General features: G+C 66.4%; 12 protein-coding genes. 5 read left to right on the top strand and 7 right to left on the bottom strand.

The features are described from left to right. Positions 1-11 precede the first annotated feature (11 nt). The 4 genes from WBP07_RS24565 (at position 12) to WBP07_RS24550 (ending at position 3,558) form a co-directional block, all read left to right on the top strand. Positions 12-1,487 (top strand): DUF1800 family protein, encoded by a 1,476-nt coding sequence (locus WBP07_RS24565; RefSeq protein WP_395397704.1) that lies wholly within the window; start codon positions 12-14, stop codon positions 1,485-1,487. A gap of 2 nt (positions 1,488-1,489) precedes the next feature. Next, positions 1,490-2,641, top strand: coding sequence for a DUF1501 domain-containing protein (locus WBP07_RS24560; RefSeq protein ID WP_395397703.1), 1,152 nt, complete (start codon positions 1,490-1,492; stop codon positions 2,639-2,641). Positions 2,642-2,711: 70 nt separating this feature from the next. Next, on the top strand, positions 2,712-3,056 hold the full coding sequence (locus tag WBP07_RS24555) for an ArsR/SmtB family transcription factor (protein WP_395397702.1): 345 nt from the start codon (positions 2,712-2,714) through the stop codon (positions 3,054-3,056). Continuing rightward, positions 3,046-3,558, top strand: coding sequence for an SRPBCC domain-containing protein (locus WBP07_RS24550; RefSeq protein WP_395397701.1), 513 nt, complete (start codon positions 3,046-3,048; stop codon positions 3,556-3,558). Before WBP07_RS24555 ends, WBP07_RS24550 begins: the two co-directional genes overlap by 11 nt. Positions 3,559-3,626: 68 nt before the next feature. On the opposite strand, the gene WBP07_RS24545 is transcribed toward WBP07_RS24550, so the two are convergent. The 5 genes from WBP07_RS24545 to WBP07_RS24525 form a co-directional block, all read right to left on the bottom strand. After that, entirely contained in the window at positions 3,627-5,657 is a 2,031-nt protein-coding gene (locus WBP07_RS24545) for a glycoside hydrolase family 97 protein (RefSeq protein WP_395397700.1), read from the bottom strand. A gap of 31 nt (positions 5,658-5,688) precedes the next feature. After that, entirely contained in the window at positions 5,689-7,158 is a 1,470-nt protein-coding gene (locus WBP07_RS24540) for a tryptophan 7-halogenase (RefSeq protein WP_395397699.1), read from the bottom strand. After that, positions 7,155-8,714, bottom strand: a complete 1,560-nt coding sequence (locus tag WBP07_RS24535) for a tryptophan halogenase family protein (protein WP_395397698.1) — start codon at positions 8,712-8,714, stop codon at positions 7,155-7,157. The genes WBP07_RS24540 and WBP07_RS24535 overlap by 4 nt, the downstream gene beginning before the upstream one ends. A gap of 80 nt (positions 8,715-8,794) precedes the next feature. Further along, a complete protein-coding gene (locus WBP07_RS24530; RefSeq protein WP_395397697.1) occupies positions 8,795-12,196 on the bottom strand; it encodes a TonB-dependent receptor in 3,402 nt (1,133 codons plus the stop codon). 188 nt (positions 12,197-12,384) lie between these two features. Then, the gene (locus WBP07_RS24525) at positions 12,385-13,833 is read right to left on the bottom strand and encodes an MFS transporter (protein ID WP_395398238.1); all 1,449 of its coding nucleotides are present in this window, start codon (positions 13,831-13,833) and stop codon (positions 12,385-12,387) included. Positions 13,834-14,014: 181 nt separating this feature from the next. Here WBP07_RS24525 and WBP07_RS24520 point away from each other — a divergent pair, with 181 nt between their 5' ends. Further along, positions 14,015-15,028 carry a LacI family DNA-binding transcriptional regulator gene (locus WBP07_RS24520; protein ID WP_395397696.1) on the top strand — a complete coding sequence of 338 codons (1,014 nt, stop codon included), beginning with the start codon at positions 14,015-14,017 and terminating at the stop codon, positions 15,026-15,028. Between the two features lie 21 nt (positions 15,029-15,049). Here WBP07_RS24520 and WBP07_RS24515 read toward each other — a convergent pair whose 3' ends face one another. Then, on the bottom strand, positions 15,050-15,961 hold the full coding sequence (locus WBP07_RS24515; RefSeq protein ID WP_395397695.1) for an NAD-dependent epimerase/dehydratase family protein: 912 nt from the start codon (positions 15,959-15,961) through the stop codon (positions 15,050-15,052). Beyond that, on the bottom strand, positions 15,958-16,410 hold the full coding sequence (locus WBP07_RS24510) for a nuclear transport factor 2 family protein (protein WP_395397694.1): 453 nt from the start codon (positions 16,408-16,410) through the stop codon (positions 15,958-15,960). Before WBP07_RS24510 ends, WBP07_RS24515 begins: the two co-directional genes overlap by 4 nt. Positions 16,411-16,416 lie beyond the last annotated feature (6 nt).

Raw genomic sequence — 16,416 nt, 5'->3', positions numbered from 1 at the left:
ATAATCCCGCCATGCCTGTTGACGATCCCAGCGCCGTCGCCATCGCGCTCAACCGTTTCGGTCTTGGGGCGCGGCCTGACGACACGCTTTCGGGCGATCCCCGGCATTTCCTGAAGCGACAGTTCGACCGGTACGATCCTGTCCCGGCGGGCTTTGCACAGTTGGCGGACGCCGGGGCCTTGCTCAAGGCCTATGAAGCAGAGCAGCGTGCCATGCGGCAAGCGAGCGGGATGCAGGCGCCGGTCGCTCCATCGCCGGCTTCTCCATCACCGGCCGGAATGCCGGGCCCGGCATTTGTCGCCGCGGTCGGCCGCACGCCCGATCAGCAGGCGGCGCGCAAGGATTTCGCGCAGGACGTGCGCGCCCTCTATCGGCAGGCCGCGCAGGCGCGGATGGTCAGCGCGCTGACCACCGAGGCGCCCTTTGTCGAGCGGCTCGTGCATTTCTGGTCCAATCATTTCTGCGTTTCGGCGGACGATCTCAAGGTTACCGCTCTCACCGGCGCATTCGAGCGCAATGCCATTCGCCCGCATGTGCTCGGCCGGTTCGAGGATATGCTGTTCGCGGTGGAGCAGCATCCGGCGATGCTGCTCTATCTCAGCCAGTCGCAATCGATCGGCCCCGACAGCCCGGCGGCGCAACGCGCCGCGCAGGGCGGCGGCAAAAAGCGTGGCCTGAACGAAAACCTGGCGCGTGAGATCATGGAGTTGCACACCTTGGGCGTCCGTTCCGGCTACAGCCAGACGGACGTGACCGAGTTCGCGCGGGCGCTTACCGGCTGGACAGTGGACGGGCCGGACCAGCAGGGCGCGCAGGCCCCTGGGAACAGCATCGGCTTCCTGTTCCGGCGGCAGACGCATGAACCGGGCGTGCGGACCATTCTGGGCAAGACTTATGCCCAGCTCGGCGTCGATCAGGCCCGCGCCGCCCTGTCGGACTTCGCCCGCGCGCCGCAGACGGCACGGCACATCGCGACCAAGCTGGCCCGGCACTTCGCCGGAGACACGCCGCCGCCGGCCTTGGTCGATCGGCTGGCAGCGGCTTTCACGCAGTCTGACGGGGACCTCAAGGCGCTCTACATCACCCTGATCGACAGTCAGGAGGCCTGGGCGCCGCAGCCCCTGAAGTTCAAGACGCCGTGGGAATGGACGGTTTCCGCCTTGCGCGGGCTGGGACGGACCGATGTGGACCGGATCAAGGTCGAGGATGTCCAGCAGAAGCTGGGGCAGCCGGTCTGGAAGCCGGGCTCGCCGGCCGGGTGGGACGATGTCGCGGCTAGCTGGGCCGCATCGGACGCGCTGATGCGCCGTGTCGAGATCGCCCAGCGCTTCGCGGGGCAGGCGGGGACGATCGATGCCCGCGCGCTGGCTCCCCGGCTGCTGCCCGCCGCCCTGTCCAGCGAAACGGCGGAGCAGATCGGTCGTGCCGAAAGCCCGCAAGTGGCGCTGGCGCTGCTGCTTGTCTCGCCCGATTTCCTGAGGAGATAGCGATGCACCTGCCTCACCTCGCGCGCCGCCGTTTTCTGGCGCTTTCCGCCGGGGCAGGGGCCTTGATGGTCGCGCCGCAGATGGTACTTGCCACCGTCCCGGGCGAGCGACGGTTTGTCTTCATCATCCAGCGCGGCGCGGCGGACGGGCTGAACATCGTGGTGCCCTATGCCGATCCCGCCTATGCGACGCTGCGCCGGGAACTGGCGATAGACCCGGCCGGCGCGACGAAGCTGGACGGGCACTTCGCGCTTCATCCCGCGCTGGCGCAGATGGGGCAGATGTACGGGCAGGGGCAGGCGCTTTTCATCCATGCGGTGGCCTCCCCCTATCGCGACCGGTCGCATTTCGATGGTCAGAACGTGCTCGAAACCGGTGGCATGCACCCCTATGCCGTGCGCGACGGGTGGCTCAACCGATTGGTGGGCCTGATGCCGCGCGTGAGCGAGCGTGCCATCGCGATCGCCGCCACCGTTCCGCCCGCGCTGCGTGGGCGGGTGCCGGTGGAATCCTACGCACCCTCGTCGCTCTCCCAGCCCTCGGACGATCTGATGCGCCGGGTGGGGCAGCTCTACGCATCCGATGCGGAGCTTCATCCGCTGTGGTCCGCCGCGCTGGATGCCAATGCGGCGGCCGATGCGCTGGCGGTCAGGCAGGATGCGGCGGGGCTGGGGCGGCTTGCCGCGAAATTCCTGACCAAGCCGAACGGTCCGCGCATCGCCATGCTGGAAACCGGCGGCTGGGATACCCACACCGGGCAGCAAGGGCGGCTTGCGACGCAGTTGCGCGCGCTGGATACCCTGATCGCGACCCTGCGGGACGGGTTGGGGGCCGACTGGGCGAACACCACCGTGCTCATCGCCACCGAGTTCGGCCGTACGGCGGCGGCCAACGGCACCGGCGGCACCGATCATGGCACGGGATCCGTCGCGATGCTGCTGGGCGGGGGCGTAAAAGGCGGACGCGTGCTGGCCGACTGGCCCGGCTTGGGCCCATCGCAGCTCTATGAAGGGCGCGATCTCAGGCCGACTATCGGCCTGGACGGCGTCATCGCCGGCGCGGCGGCAGAAGCGCTGGGCCTTGCACCCGATCTAACCGCGCGCACCCTGTTTTCCGGCATACCGGGCAAGCCGCAGACGGGGCTGATCGTCTGATCGTCGGGTAACCTGAGCGGGTAAAACTTAGCCATTGCGATAACTATTCTTCGTCGATAAACTTAGCTTGATGGCTAAGCAAGCGTTCGAGCTGGATTCGGTGTTCCACGCCCTTGCGGATCCCACCCGCAGGGCCGTTGTCAGCCGGCTTGCGTCCGGCCCGGCAACGATCAGCGAACTGGCCGAACCGTTCGCGATGGCGTTGCCATCGTTCATGAAGCACATCGGCGTGCTGGAACGATCGCAGCTGGTCACTTCGAAGAAAGTAGGCCGCGTGCGGACATGCGCGCTGGACCGGGAGAGCCTGATCGCGGCCGAAATCTGGTTCGGTGAGCAGCATCAGCTTTGGCAGAACCGCTACGCCAATCTCGACGATCTTTTAACGACGATGGAGGGAAGAGACGATGAAGCCTGACCTGAAGTTCGAATTCGTCGCCGACCGGGCGAACCACACGCTGACGATATCGCGGGAGTTCGCCGCCGGCCGCCAGCTCGTGTGGGATTGCCATACCAGAAGCGAATTGCTGGACCGTTGGTTCGCGCCCAAGCCGCTGACGACCAGGACCCGGCACATGGATTTTCGCGACGGCGGCTATTGGCACTATGCGATGGTCATGCCCGATGGCGAGGCTTTCTGGAGCCGGCTGGACTACCTGAAGATCGATCCGATCGACGGCTACACCGCGCTGGACGGATTCTGCGATGAGACGGGCACGGTAAATCCCGAAATGCCAAGATCGAACTGGAAGGTGACCTTCACGGACGCATCGGACCGGACACTGGTAACGACCGTGGTGCTCTTCTCCTCGGCCGAGGACCTTCAGAAGACCATCGACATGGGCATGGAAGCCGGCATGGCATCGACGCTGGAGCGGCTGGACGAACTGCTTCCGTTGCTGTCCACCAGTTCCGAGTAATTCGCGGCCTGCGTCGCCGGGCTGCCGGTGGGCAGTCCGTCGACGCAGGTGCCTTTCCGTTCGCGCGATCAGTCCAGCGCGCGGAACCGGATCGCCGCGCCGCCGCCCGGTGCAAGGTCCAGATCCAGCGAGTCCTTCGCCGTTACCACTTTGCGGGTAATGGTCAGCGCGTCGGGCTTCGTGCGGTAGTCGGCGCCCGGGCCGTCCGCGTAAATCTGTGCCTCGTAACGGTGGCCGGGGGCGAGGAAGTCCAGCTTTTGCGGCAGCTTGCGCGCGTTCTCGTCGGTGATCGCGCCCAGATACCAGTCCTTGCCGCCGCGCTGCTGGCGGGCGACCACCACATAGTCGCCGATCTTGCCCTGCAAGGTGCGCGTCACTTCCCAGTCGGTGGGCACATCGCGGATGAACTGGAAGGCGGCGGGGTTCTTCTCATAGTTTTCGGGCAAGTCGGCGGCCATCTGCACGGGGCTGTAGACCACGACATATTCCGCCAACTGCACCGCCAGCGTGGACTGCACGCGGCGCGTCAGTTCGATTCCGCCGCGCGTGATGTCGAAGATGCCCGGGGTGAAATCCATCGGGCCGCCTAGTAGGCGGGTGAAGGGCAGGATGGTCATGTGCTCGGGCGGGTTGGTGGGATCGCCCCAGGCGTTGTATTCCTGCCCGCGCGCGCCTTCGCGGCTGATCCAGTTGGGATAAGTGCGGCGCAGGCCGGTGTCCTTCACCGGTTCGTGCGTGTCGATGGCGATGTGACGCTTGGCGGCCGCTTCCACCACGGCAAGGTCGTGGCGGACCATGTACTGGCCGGCGAACCACTGCAGCCCGCCATCGGCATCGACGATATTGCCGCTGTGGCGGACATAGCCCGTCTTCACCACGCCCACGTCATGCGCCTTGTAGAGGTCGAAGGCGGCATCCATCTGGCGCGCGTAGTTCTCCACCGCGCCGCCGGTTTCGTGGTGGCCGATCAGCCGCACGCCGCGCTTGCGGCCATAGGCGGCGATCGCGTCCATGTCGAAATCGGGATAGGCCTGGGTGAAGCTGAACTTGTCGCCCTCCACCGTCCAGTCGCCGTCCCAGCCCTTGTTCCAGCCTTCGACCAGCACGCCGTCGAACCCGTACTTCGCGGCGAAATCCATGTAGCGTTCGACATTGGCGGTGGTGGCGCCGTGCTGGGCCCCGCTGGCCCAGGTCGTGCGCTTCAGGTGCATTTCCCACCAGACGCCGATGTACTTGCCGGGCTTGAACCAGGACACGTCACCCAGCGTGTTGGGCTCATTCAGATTGAGTTCGATGCGGCTGTCGGCCAGCGTGCCGATCGAATCCGTGATCAGCACCGTGCGCCAGGGGGTCGAGAACGGCCCCGTCTTCCACGCCAGCGTGCCGTCCGGCCAGGGCATCAGCCGGGCGGAAAGCGTTCCCGCGCCGTCGCCCGCCAGCAGCATGCTGGGCCAGTCGACCAGAGCCGCCTCATGGAAAGAGACGTAGAGCCCGTCATCCCGCTCCAGCGTCAGCGGGGTTTCGGCGGTGGTGATGCGGCGGGCGTCGCTGGAGGTGTAGAGGTACTCGTCCCGCTCTTGCCCCAGCGCCGGATACCACCAGGCGGTATATTGGCCGAGCGGACGGAACTGCGTGCCGTCGCTGACCACCGCGACCTTCTGGCCGGCGGGAATGTCCTTGTAATCGTACCGCAGGCCGATGCCTTCGTCGAAAATCCGGAATGTCACGCCCACGCGCCGGTTGAGCGCGGTGTCGCCGTTGAGCGTAAGGCCGAGTTCGGCGTGGTTGTCGCGGATCTGGCGCTGCTCGCCCCAGGGCTGTTCCCAAGTGGCGTCGGTGGTGCCGGTGCGGACATCGGAAAGGCCGGTATAGCGTACCGGTGCCTCGCCCGCGAAGCCGAGGCCGAGCGTGGCAGGCGCCAGCACCTGCCGGCCCCGGCGAGAGACTTCGTAGGTGGCGCGGCCATCGCGCACTTCCACGCAGACTTCCAGAACCTTGCCCGGCGACTGCGCGCAGGCGCGCTGCTGTGCTTCCGCGGCGAGAGCGGGGGAGAGGGGCACGGCGAGCGCGCTGAGGAGTAACGCGGTGCGCAGGATCATCGGGGTTCCATTTTCCATTGTTGAAAGGGGATCAGGTGCCGGGGATGAGGGCCGGCAGGCAGCGGGCATGGTCGGGTTGCGCCAGAACGGCGTCGCGGATGAACTGGAGCATGGTGCGCAGGCCGTCGCGCAGCTGCGCGGGATCGAGCCGGTCGGCGGCGGGCGGCCAGGTTTCCGGCATGATGCCAAGTCCGGTGAGCATCACGCGCCAGCTGTCTTCCGAAAAGCTTTCGTCTTCGTGCGGAGGCACTTCGCCGCGCGCGCGGAACAGGGCGATGCGGTGGGCGAGTTCGTCGGATATGGGCGCCACGCGGGCCTTGTCCCAGAATGCGCCCGGCCATGGCGCCAGCGCGCGGAACGCGTGCTGGAAATCGCGGATCCTTGCGAAGGAGGAGGCGAGCACGCGGTTGTACTCTTCGCGTGCGGCGGTGCGGTCCGGCCCCGTCGGCAGCAGCGCGAGGAAGTGGACGAGGCCGAGTTGCACGGCATGGAGTTCGACATCGTGAAAGCAGTCGAACTGCTCGGCTGCGCCGCCCATGGCGATGCAGTTAGAGACCCAGGGCCGGTCGAAACGGCCCATCTCCCGCGTCTGGAACGAGACGCCGTCCAGCCGGGCGCAACCGGCAAGGCGACCGGCCGCTTCCAGCGCGGCACTGTCATCTTCGGCTGCGTCGAAGTGATATTCGACGCCCGTGGCGGATCGGGTCGGCTTCAAACGAAGCCAGCCGCCGGGGCCGGCGCGCAGTTCGGCGAAGGCCGGGATGCGCGTGAAGGGCGGGGCCAGTGCGGTGAGGCTGCGGGTTGCGGAGCCGTCCTCCGCCGCGATCCGCCGCGCACCGGGAAGATCGTGCAGCAGCCGCGCATCTTGCGTAAGGTCGATGAACAGATCGCCTTCGATGATCCCCCCGTCGTCGAGCCGGATCGCGGCGATGGCCTCGCCATCGGTGGTCAGAACAGGGTGGGCCTGCTCGACCGAATGGACGGCGCATCCGGAGCGCTCGACGTGGCCGCGCAGCAGGTCGGCATAAGCGTTCGCCTGCACGTGATAGCCATAGTCGCAGCGGCCGAACCGGGCGCTCTCGGCGCCGGGCAGCATCATGCGCCCGTTGATCGCGGCGATCGCGCCGGGGCAGAATTGCTGGAGATCGGCGCTCATCCCGTCCGCCCGCGCGCGCAACCATTGCGGGAAGAAGGTCTGCCCCTCGATCGGCGCGCCATAGGCCGCCCAGGCGTGGAAGAACGGGCGTGATCCCGGCCCGGTCACATTCTGTCCGGCCGAGAACGTCCCTCCGGTCGCGGCGAGCAGAGCGCCTTCGTCCAGCCCGATCCGGGTGTGAAGAGATTCCAGAGGTGGCTGCGTGGCGTACACTTTCGCCGGGCCGTCCTCTTCGGGAAGGGCGATGACGGTGAGGCCCATCGATCCCGGCGGCAACGCGCGGTGGAGCACGGCGGCGGCCAGCCACAGGGGGGCATCGTGACCCACGAGAACCAGCCGCGTCATGCCGGCAGCCCTTCGCGCTGCGGTTCGGCGCAGCAATAGTCGCGGACGAAACGGGCGTGGTCGGGCATTGCGGCGACGCCGGCAGCGATCCGTTCGCGCAAGTCGTCGAGCCGGGCCACGAGCGCATCGAGCGGAACCGTTTCAGCCAAGGGATCGAAGCCGTTCGGCTCGATACCCTGGCCAACCAGCACCGAAAGCCAGCTTTCGCGGGAGAACAGGCCGTGGCGATAATCGGGCAGAGTGGCTCGCTTCCGGAACAGCGCCAGCTTGTGCACCAGCGTTTCGGGCAGTTCCATCGTCCGCGCGTGATCCCACAGCGGCTCCCCGAAGCGGCGGTTCGCGGCGTAGTGCAGGATCAGGAAGTCGCGGATCCGGGCGTATTGAAGGTCCGAAAAGCGGTTGAATTCGTCGACGAGCGCCGGATCGGCGCGGCCGGGAGCCCGGGGCATCAGCCGCGCAAGGTCGGTGACGGCGGTCTGGATCAGGAAGATGCTGGTCAATTCCAGCGGCTCCAGAAACCCGCCGGCCAGTCCGATCGCCACGCAGTTGCCGGTCCATGCCTGGCGCCGCCGGCCGGGGGCGAAGCGCAGCAGCCGGGGTTCGGCCAGCGGCTTTGCTTCCAGCGAAGCGAGCAGGGCCGCGCGGGCCGCGTCCTCTTCGATATGGCGACTGGAGAAGACATAGCCGTTGCCGACGCGGTGCTGCAGCGGAATGCGCCATGTCCAGCCCGCCAGCCGCGCGGTGGCGCGGGTATAGGGCAAGAACGCCTCGCCATGCGCGCTGGGCACGGCGAAGGCGCGGTCGCAAGGCAGCCAGTGCGACCAGTCCTCCCACTCCCCGCCGAACTCGCCCGCCAGCAGCAGCGATCGGAAGCCGGAGCAATCGAGGAAGAAATCGCCCGTAATGCGCTGGCCGGAGGCGAGCGTGAGGGCGGTGAGGTGTCCGCTCTCGCCATCGCGTTCGGCGGCGCACATGCGGCCTTCGATGCGGGTCACGCCTTGTCCGATCGCCCGGTCGCGCAAGTATCCGGCATAGAGCGCCGCGTCGAAATGATAGGCGTAGCTGAAAGTCGATCCGATCGCGCGCGGGTCGGCATCGGGCATCGCGCAGCGGTTCGCGCGCGCCGCCATGACTGCGAAGGAGTAAGCGTCCAGCGGCCCCGGATCGCGGCCCAGCGCTTTCGCCCTCAGCCAATGATGCTGGAAGCCGATCCCGCCCCACGGCTCCCCGAACGTGCCGAAGGGGTGGATGTAGCTGGAGCCGGGCAGGTCCCAGTCGCGGAACTCGATGCCCAGCTTGAAGGTCGCCTGCGTGGCGCGCAGCACTTCGGCTTCGTTCAGGCCGAGCATATCGTTGAATTGCTTGATCTGCGGCAGCGTCGCCTCGCCCACGCCGACCGTGCCGATCTCATCCAATTCAATCAGCGTGATCGCATAGTCGCGTGGGGGAAGCTGGCTGGCGAGGCCCGCCGCCGCCATCCATCCGGCCGTGCCGCCGCCGAGGATGACGACCCGAAGAGGCCCCGCCGACTGCCGATCCTGTGTTTTCGTGTTCACGCCGTCTCGTCCCGCCGTCTCATCCCGCTGCAAGGGGGGAGCCGCGCCGCCGGGGGACCGACGGCGCGGCAGGAGGAGCCTCAATATTTCAGGCGGAGACCCAGCTGGAAGCGGCGGTCCACGCGGCTCCAGTTGGCATCGCGGTAGACCGGCTTGGCACCCGGCGTCTGCGGCAAGTCACCGAAGATCTGCTGCTGGTAGATGGACTTGGTGCCCAGCAGATTGGACCCTTCCAGCGAGATTTCGGCAAAGTCCGTGACCGACCAGCGGATCGAACCGTCCAGGAAGCCAGAGGCCTTCTGAAACACCGGCAGGCCGATGCAGCAGTTCAGGTTCTGCGTCAGGTAACGCGAGCGCCAGTTGTAGGCGAGGCGGAAGCCGAACGGACCGTATTCGTAGAGCCCGACAATGTTGAACGTGCTCTTCGAAATGCCCGCCAGACGGTGCAAGTCGATCACCGATCCGGTGCCGCCCAGCGCCTGCTGTCCCGCGCCGAAGGCACCGACATCGCCGCTGGACGAAGCGGTGATCAGGTTGGAATTGCTGATCCCCGACTGGTCCACGTAGGTATAGTTGATCTGCGTGCCCAGTCCCTTCAGCGCGCCCGGCAGGAAGGTGAAGAAGGTCTGGAACGCAGCCTCGAACCCCTTCAGCTTGCCGCCGCCCTTCGAATTCTGCGGGCCGATGATCTGCACTTGCTGCGTGGAACTGCCATTGGTGATCTCACGATCGAACTGGCCGTAAGTGATGTAGTTGTTCAGCTTCTTGTAGAACGCCGTGAACGTGAACGAAGTGGTCGATCCGGCATAGTGCTCGAACGAGATGTCGAACTGGTCGGCCGAGACCGGCTTCAGCGCGGCATTGCCCGAATTGGCGCGGAACACGAAGTTGTAGCCCACGACATTGGAGGCGATCGGCGCCGCGTTGGGCGCATTGAGCACCACGTAGGGCGAATCCGGCCCGGTGTTCAGGATCGGCGCGTTGATCGCCACGGTATCGCGCAGCAGTCCGAAGTCCGGGCGCGAGATTGCCTTGGAATAGGCGAAGCGCACGAAGTTGCGGGTATCCAGCCCCAGGCGCACGTTGAAGCTGGGCAGCCAGTCGGTGTGCGAACCGGTGTAGGTATCGGGCTGAACCGCGCCGTTCGCGAAGTTGCGAACATCGTCGGTCAGATAGCAGCTGGGATTGACGATGTCGGTGCCCGAAAGCGGCGTGCCGCAGGGTTGCAGGTTGTCGAAGATGTTGGACTGCGGGAAGGCGACGCTGCCTTCGCTGCGGGTCTTGGTGTTGACCACGCGCAGGCCGACGTTGCCGGTCACGTTGATGCCGCCGATGTACTTGTCGTCCCCGCCGAAGCGCAGCATGGCATAGCCGGCCCAGGTCTTTTCGCGCACCTTCATCACTTCACCCGGGGTGAAGCATTCGTCCACGGTCGCCTCCGGACGGTCGCAGATGCCGGTGTAGCCGGTACCCAGTGGCGAATGCGTCTGCGCGCCGCCCAGCGAATCGATCAGGCGGTCGTAATCGTCGAGCGTGCTGCGGTTCAGGTAGACCAGCTGGCCGTTGGGGTAGGTTCCACCGGAGTAGAACTTGCCCATGTTGTACGCTTCCCAGATCCCGCTGCCATAGCCGGTGAAGTCGGCATGGCCGGCATTGCCCGCGCAGTTGCCGGTGTTGGTGGGATAGGCGCCGCCGGTGGTGTTGTCGGCATTGAAGCCGGGGCCGTTGCAGTTCCACGGGGCCGCGATCGCGGTCCAGTTGAAGGTCGAATAGCGCACCGTCTGGTTGCGGTTCGAATAGCGCACGCCGACCGAGAGCGAGTCCAGCCAGCTGCCGTCGGCGAACTTGAATTCGGCGTCGCCACGCGTGGAGAACTCCTTGGCGTCGTTATCCTCGACATGGCCCTGGATGAACGGGATCCAGTAGTTGTGCGGGTTGGCGAGCCCGCCCGCCGCGTAGTTGACGTTGTCGCCCGGCAGCAGGGTGACCTGCGGGGTGCCGTCCTTGTTCACGCTGTAATCGAAGTTGGCCATCGATCCGGTCGCGACGAGGATGTCGTTGTTGTAGGTGGAGGCATCGATGTACTGGGCATCGGCGCTGAAGCGCAGGCGATCGTTGGCCTGCCAGTCGATGTGCGCGGAAAGGTCCTTGGTGCCTTCCGAGTGGTTGAACTTGCGCGCCTCGTTCTGGAAATACATGCCGTCGCGCAGCGTGGAGCAATTGGCCCCGGCGCCGCAGTAGTTGACGAAGGGAACGCCCGGGATCGCGGAGCCCGCGTTGAGCGCGGCGTCCAGGCTCTCATACGTGCCTGAGAAGCTGCCGTGCGGCTGCGTCAGAATGCCCGATTGCAGCATCCCGTTCGATCCGAACACCAACGGCGAAGTGCCGTCGGCCGGGCCGAGGATGGAACCGGTGCGCGGGTTGAAGGCGGCCGTGCCGAAGTAGTTGCCATCGAGAATGACGTGGCTGGCGCGTTCGTACCAGGCGTTCTTGTACTTGGAATCGAGGTACTGGACGGTGGCATGCACGTCGCCGCCCGGGCTCTCGTACTGCGCGGCGAGCGCCAGGCCGTGGCGCTTGCGGTCATAGTCCACCTGCGAATAGCGCACGCCGTCCGGTGCAAAGGCCCAGCCAGTGCCGCCGAACGGGTTGCCGGCGCAGGCTACGCTACCGTCCGAATTGACGATGCCCGCTTCCTTGGTGCCGAAGCCGGAGGTGCAATAGGTATCGATCTTGTCCATGATCACGCTTTCGGTGCGCGTGATCACGTGGCTCCAGGCATAGTCCGCCAGCAGGCCGAAGCGGCCCATGTCGGTGTCCCAGGTGTTGCTGATCAGGCCGGAGAATTCCGGCGTCACCTTGTCGGACAGGGTGCCGTAGTTCAGCTTGGCGACGCCGGTGACGAGCAGGCCCTTCTGGTCGAACGGCAGGCGCGTGCGCAAGTTGACGGTGCCGGCGATGCCGCCCTCGATCATGTCCGCCGTCTGGTTCTTGTAGGCGTCGATGCCGGCGAGCAGTTCGGGCGAAACGTCGTTGAACTGAAGCCCGCGCGCGGAGTCTGCAGAGAAGCTGTCGCGGCCGTTGAATTCGGTGCGCACCATCGGCAACCCGCGGATCAGCACGCTGGTCGGCTCGCCCGAGGGGTGGGTGCTGTCGTCCGCCGATTGCAGGCGGTTCACGGTGATGCCGGGGATGCGCTGCAGCGCTTCGGCGGCGGACTTGTCCGGAAAGGCGCCGATGTCGGTGGCGGTGATCGAATCGACGAAGGTGTCGGCGTTTTTCTTGATCGACTGCGAGGTTTCCAGCGCGCTGCGCACACCGGTGACGATGATGGCGTTGCCATCGTTGCCGTCACTGTCGTTAGGCGATGCGACCTGCGCGCTGCCCTGATCCTGGGCCTGTGCGATGGTTGCGCTGAAAAGCAGTGCCGTGGCCGATGCGCCGCACGCGAGTGCACGCTTCGTCTGCTGCAGACTGAGCATATTTCCTCCCCGTTGTATTGCCGGGCTTGGCCCGATCTGTGCGCAACATTTGCGCAAATTTGCGCAACGTGCAAGAGGAAAAATAGCCTAATAATTTGAGATATTTGCAGGATGTGGAGAAAATTTCCGGATATTTATGCAAAAATTTGCGTAAATCTCAGTGCAAATTTTTGCATAGTTGCGGAAAGTCATGCGGTAACCGGCGCCTCCTCCGTTTCGGTTCGCGGCATCAGCAGGCTGCTGGCCGCGGCAAGGGCCATGGCGACCGTCGCCACCACCAGCATCAGGTCCGCCCGGCCGCCCAGCAAGCGATCCACCACCAGCCCCAGGCAGGCCGCGCCAACCAGTTGCGGCAGCACCAGGAAGACGTTGTGGATGCCCATGTAGACGCCGACCTTTGCGGCGGGGGCGGATTCGGCGACGATCACGTAAGGCGCCGCCAGAATGGAGGCCCAGGCGATGCCGATGGCGAAGGCCGGCATCCACAACATGGCCGGGCCATCCACCAGCAGCAGCCCGGCAATGCCAAGCGCGCCGATGGCCAGGCAGAGCGCGTGGACCATCCGCAGCCCCAGCGCGCGCGCCAGGATCGGGAACCCCAGCGCGACCAGCGCCGCGGTTCCGTCGTACAGCGCCGCCAGCACCCCCACCCAGTCGGCGCTGTCCGCATAGGCGGCGGAGCGCGGGTCACTCGTGCCGAAGTGGCGAAGGGCTATCGCGGGAACCGAATAGACCCAGACGATGAACAGCGCGAACCACGTGAGAAATTGCGTCACCGCCAGCCGCCGCATCGCCAGCGGCATGGCGGCGATATCGTCCAGGATGGCCAGTACGCCCCGGTCCGCCGTTCCGCGCGCGGCGAAACGCGCGCGGAGGAACCGCAGGATCCCGAATGCGCCAAGCACTGCGGCCAGCAGATAGGCCTCCCGCCGCAGCGGCGCGACGGCTGCCGTAACCGCGATGGCCAGTGCGATCCCCATCGCGGCCAATCCGGCGCTTCTTTCCCCGGCCGGGCGCGCGTCCCTCGGCAATGGCGCGGATAGCGGCGCCGGTGTTTCGCGCGTGCGCAGCAGGGCCCAGCCCACGGTCAGGACCACCGCCATTGCGCTGATCTCGAAGGCGAGTTCCACGGAACGGGGCAATCCGCCATGCTCCACGGTGCCGGAAACCCCGAACAGGTTCACCAGCACCCACGGCAACGTGCTGGCGAAGACCGCGCCCGCGCCGATGAACAGCACTTGCATGGAAAAGCCCAGCGCGCGCTCGTCCGCCGTCAACTGGTCTGCCGCCAGCGCGCGCAGCGGGTGCATCAGCAGGTTGACGGAAGCGGTCAGCATCCAGAGACCGGCAATGGCCATGGCAAGGCTGGCGGCATGGCCCATCACCATCAGGGAGATCACGGTAAGCAGGCAGCCCGCCACCATGAACGGCTTGCGCCGCCCCCAGCGGTTTGCCCATGGCCCCCCGGCCATCCGATCACTGAAATGGCCGACCAGCGGCTGCACTAGCAATCCGGTGATCGGCGCAGCGATCCACAGCAGCGGCAGGTCGGACAGGTCCGCGCCCAGACTTTGGAAAATGCGGCTGGTGTTAACGTTCTGCAGGCCCCAGACCACCTGCACGCCGAAAAGGCCCACGCTCAAGTCGCGGATCCGGGCCCAATCCGGGCTGCCGGCGGCCTTTTCCCCAGCCCTGTTCCTTCTTTCGGCGACGTCCGGCTTTGCCGGTCCGCGCGCACAATCAGGATCGGTCATCTTGCAATCCTCCCCGTCTCGTGCGCTACAGGAAGCCGACGCGATTTGGTATGGGCGAGGCTGAATGACACTTGGGAATGCCCGGAAAACGACATTGGAGGATCTGGCACGGCTGGCCGGCGTGTCGGTGTCCACCGTGTCGCGCGCGCTCAACGACCAGCCGCTGATCAGTTCGCGCACCAAGCAGCGCATCTGGGCGCTGGCGCATGAGCACGATTATCCGTTCCGCATGTCGATGCCCGCCGCGCCGATCGGGTCGGAGGGCAGCATCGTCGTGGTGACGCCGCATGCCCATGGCCGGCCGCTGCCGCTTTCGCACCCGTTCTTCCTGGAACTGCTGGCCAGTATCGGGGAGGCGGCGCGCGCGCGCGGATGCGATTTCACCGTCAGCCACGTTTCGCCGGGCAGTTACGAGGATCTGGTGGTCGCCAGCACCACCAGCCGGGCGACCGGGGCGATCTTTCTGGGGCAAGGCGAACTGCATGAGGCGTTCAACCGCCTGGCGGACAGCAACCACCCTTTCGTGGTCTGGGGCGCGGAACTACCCGGGCAGCGCTATCGCTCGATCGGGTCGGACAATCTGTTTGGCGGACGCCGGGCGACCAGCCATCTGCTGCGGCTGGGCCGCCGCCGCATCGCCTTCGTGGGCGGCACCGATCCCGAAGCGCAGCAGCGCCGGCGCGGCTATGTTCAGGCCCTGGAGGAAGCGGATGCGGCGATCGATCCGCGCCTGATGACGACGGTGGAGTTCGAACTCGATCACGCGGACGCCGCCGTCAGCCACATGATCGAGGATGGCGTGGCTTTCGACGGCATCGTCGCGTCGAGCGACCTGCTGGCGCTCGGCGCGATTCAGGCGCTGAAGCGTGCGGGGCTGGAAACGCCGCGCGACGTGGCCGTGGTCGGCTATGACGACATGCTGCTCAGCCGCCTGAGCACGCCCAAGCTGACCACCATCCGGCAGGATACCCAGTTGGCCGGCCGGCGGCTGGTTTCCAGCGTGTTCGATTCACGCCCGCGTGTGGCGGTGGACCGGCTGCCGACCGAACTCGTCATTCGCGAATCCTGCGGCGGGTGAGCCTTCCACCCGCCGATCGGATCATGCCCTCACGCTGCCGAACTGCGCGGCGATCTCCCTGACGGCAGCGGCGATGTCGTTTCGGCGATAGCCGAGCAGGGCGGTTTCGCCTGCATCCGGCTCGTATCGGATCCAGTTGCCGCGTCCCTGCGGAATCGCGACATCGGGCAGCAGCGGCAATTCCGCATCGCGCTCCTCCACCCGCACGGCTTTGCCTGCCGCGTCGAAGAAGAGCTGGAAATAGTCCCGGAAAGACAGGTTTTCGTCCCCCACCAGATAGGCTTTGCCCGGTTCGCCACGCAGCAGCGCCCCCTCCAGCGCTTCGGACAGCGATCGGTAGGACATGAAATTGGTGCCGCCGGGCGGGGCACAGGCCTCGATGGGGATCAGCCCTTCGGCCCACTGCATGTAGGGTTCGAAAATGGCGCTGGGCAGGCCGGGCACGGTGCCCACCATGAACGGGGCGTTGATGCTGATAACATCGAAACCGGGCCGGCCTTGCGCGCGGGCGCCTTCGCAGGCGGCAAGGCGGGAGCGGATGTAGCCATTGCCGGCCAGCAGGTGCGGCGCCGCCTGCGGATAGAAGCTGCCCAGTTGTACCGCGCGCGAAACCCCGGCCTTGCCGCAGGCGGCGAAGAGCGCGGGAACCGCTTCGTGATTGGCCCTGATCAGAAAGCTCTCGAAATCCTGCCCCTGCGGAACGTGGCGCGGATCGTTGCCGGCGGCGAACACCACCCAGTCGAAACCCGCCAGCCGGTCCGGCGTGAAATCGCCGGCGACATAGTCACCTTGCAGGAAGGGCATCGCCGCTATCGGCGTGTCCGGATGCGGGGCGTTTCGGCCCGCAACGGTCACCTCATGCCCCTTCGCGGCCATGTGGATCGCGGCATGGCCGCCCAGCGCGCCCGTGCCGCCAATTACCAGAAGCTTCATTGTCGCATGTCCTCCGTCTGGCCCAAGGGGGTTACGGGCCGCGTTTCGGTCCAGTCGAGGACCAGTGTTCGCCAGGTGAACCGCCACCCGCCTACTTCCCTTCGCCATTCGTCCCGATAGCGAAGCGCCCAGACCAGAACGGCGTCCCGGTCGCGCAGCAGGTGTTCGGCGGTGCAGTACGTCTCGCCAAAGGCGCGATCGTCCTCGACCGCGGCGAGTTGCTGGTGCACGCGATGCTGCGTTGCGCGGAACATCGCACCTAGCGCGTCGATCGAGGACAGACATGCCTCCTGCCCGGTGCTGGTGAAGCCGGGCCCTTCGATCACGCAGTCTTCGGCCAACACCTGCCGCCACAAGTCCTTGTCGCGCCGGTCCGCGCCGATGGCGTAGATCTCCGCCGTCTGCCGCAACAAGTGCCGGTCCATCGTCTGACGAAAGAGGGCGTCCATGGCCTG

The organism is Novosphingobium oxfordense, from assembly GCF_044029435.1.
Taxonomy (GTDB): Bacteria; Pseudomonadota; Alphaproteobacteria; order Sphingomonadales; family Sphingomonadaceae; genus Novosphingobium.
The sequence above is the reverse complement of the archived record's forward strand: the minus strand, read 5'-3'. Positions and strand labels throughout refer to the sequence as shown.

Excerpts from the sequence above, each read along its gene's own strand:
- WBP07_RS24565 (WP_395397704.1), top strand. The coding sequence starts at position 12 with ATGCCTGTTGACGATCCCAGCGCCGTCGCCATCGCGCTCAACCGTTTC.
- WBP07_RS24560 (WP_395397703.1), top strand. The coding sequence starts at position 1,490 with ATGCACCTGCCTCACCTCGCGCGCCGCCGTTTTCTGGCGCTTTCCGCC.
- WBP07_RS24555 (WP_395397702.1), top strand. The coding sequence starts at position 2,712 with ATGGCTAAGCAAGCGTTCGAGCTGGATTCGGTGTTCCACGCCCTTGCG.
- WBP07_RS24550 (WP_395397701.1), top strand. The coding sequence starts at position 3,046 with ATGAAGCCTGACCTGAAGTTCGAATTCGTCGCCGACCGGGCGAACCAC.
- WBP07_RS24545 (WP_395397700.1), bottom strand. The coding sequence starts at position 5,657 with ATGATCCTGCGCACCGCGTTACTCCTCAGCGCGCTCGCCGTGCCCCTC.
- WBP07_RS24540 (WP_395397699.1), bottom strand. The coding sequence starts at position 7,158 with ATGACGCGGCTGGTTCTCGTGGGTCACGATGCCCCCCTGTGGCTGGCC.
- WBP07_RS24530 (WP_395397697.1), bottom strand. The coding sequence starts at position 12,196 with ATGCTCAGTCTGCAGCAGACGAAGCGTGCACTCGCGTGCGGCGCATCG.
- WBP07_RS24520 (WP_395397696.1), top strand. The coding sequence starts at position 14,015 with ATGACACTTGGGAATGCCCGGAAAACGACATTGGAGGATCTGGCACGG.
- WBP07_RS24515 (WP_395397695.1), bottom strand. The coding sequence starts at position 15,961 with ATGAAGCTTCTGGTAATTGGCGGCACGGGCGCGCTGGGCGGCCATGCC.
- WBP07_RS24510 (WP_395397694.1), bottom strand. The coding sequence starts at position 16,410 with ATGGACGCCCTCTTTCGTCAGACGATGGACCGGCACTTGTTGCGGCAG.